The sequence below is a fragment of the Collinsella sp. CLA-SR-H006 genome (genome assembly GCF_040097075.1).
GTDB lineage: Bacteria > Actinomycetota > Coriobacteriia > Coriobacteriales > Coriobacteriaceae > Collinsella.
Genome location: NZ_JBBNPD010000034.1, coordinates 1 through 1,391, shown reverse-complemented (window position 1 = coordinate 1,391; position 1,391 = coordinate 1). Strand labels below are relative to the sequence as shown.

Annotated in this window: 1 protein-coding gene; it reads left to right on the top strand. The window is 57.9% G+C overall.

Going from position 1 to position 1,391, the window contains the following annotated elements; all coding sequences use genetic code 11:
* Positions 1 to 73: 73 nt before the first annotated feature.
* Positions 74 to 1,198 carry a DUF4143 domain-containing protein gene (locus tag AAA069_RS09935; RefSeq protein WP_349128268.1) on the top strand — a complete coding sequence of 375 codons (1,125 nt, stop codon included), beginning with the start codon at positions 74 to 76 and terminating at the stop codon, positions 1,196 to 1,198.
* Positions 1,199 to 1,391: the final 193 nt, after the last annotated feature.

Sequence of the window (1,391 nt, the reverse complement as noted above, 5' to 3'; positions counted from 1 at the left end):
TGTCGCAGCCCCGACCCGCGGCCACGAGCGGGGGCTCCTATCTTTTTAGTGCCCTCGGATTGGGTCATAGTGTCTGTTCGACGGAAGCCTTGACCCCAAACGCATCATCTCCCAGATAGAGCTCCTGCGCGGCCAGACCATAACGCCGACAGACACACTCATCATCTTCGACGAAATCCAAGAGGCACCGCGTGGCATCACCTCGCTCAAATACTTCAACGAGCTGGCGCCGGAATACCATATCGTGGCAGCCGGCTCCTATATGGGGCTCGCGCTCCGACGCGAAAACGAGTCGTTCCCCGTCGGCAAGATTGACCAGCTTACCATGCGCCCCATGGGGTTTGTCGAGTTCGTTCGTGCCGTCGATGGCGATCCGCTCGCAGATGCCATCCTTGCCGCAGACATGGACCTGCTGGCAAACGTTTCCGAAAAGCTCGAGCGCCTGCTCAAGGAATACCTCGTTGTCGGTGGCATGCCAGAAGTTGTCTCCGCTTTCGCCGCCTCCCACGATTTCATCGAGGCCCGCAGGCTTCAGCAGCAAATCATCGAAGCTTACGAATCCGATTTTGGCAAGCATGCGCCAGCCCGCATCGTCGAGCGCATGAGGCTGGTTTGGAAATCCCTTCCCGGCCAGCTCGCAAAGGAAAACAAGAAGTTCGTCTACGGCGCGCTTCGTCCCGGGGCGCGCGCACGCGATTTTGAGGAAAGCCTCCAGTGGCTCATGGACTATGGAATCGTTCATAAGGTACCACGTGTTTCCGCCCTAAGAGCACCACTCACAAGCTACGATGATCTCTCGGGCTTCAAGCTGTTCTGCATCGACACCGGCATCCTCGGAGCACTCTCCGGCCTCTCGCCAGCCATTGTTCTGAACGGGCCCGCAGTTTTTACGGAGTTCAAAGGCTCGCTGACCGAGCAATACGTCGCACAGGAGCTTTTGTTCCAAGGCAAAACTCCCGCGTATTGGTCATCCTCCTCCGGCAATGCAGAGACTGACTTTGCCATCGACCATGCGGGGACCGTGCTTCCGCTCGAGGTCAAGGCGGCAGAGAACCTCAAAGCAAAGAGCCTGAGGATTGCCTGCGAGAAGTTCAAGCTCGAGCGCTGCGTGAGAACATCGTTAGCGGCATATAGAGACGAGGGCACGCTCGTCAACATTCCGCTCTGGGAGATTGGGCAAATCGACAAGCTGGCATAGGCGCTGTGGAGGGGGTGTCCCGTAAGGAGTGTCCCAAACTGCCGGCAAAAAAGGAACGTCCCTATCTGCCGCATTCATTTAAGAACGTCCCCAATGACCACGCCGATGTTTTGGCCACGACAGACACTATGACCCAATCCGAGGGCACTAAAAAGATAGGAGCCCCCGCTCGTGACCGCGGGTCGGGGCTGCG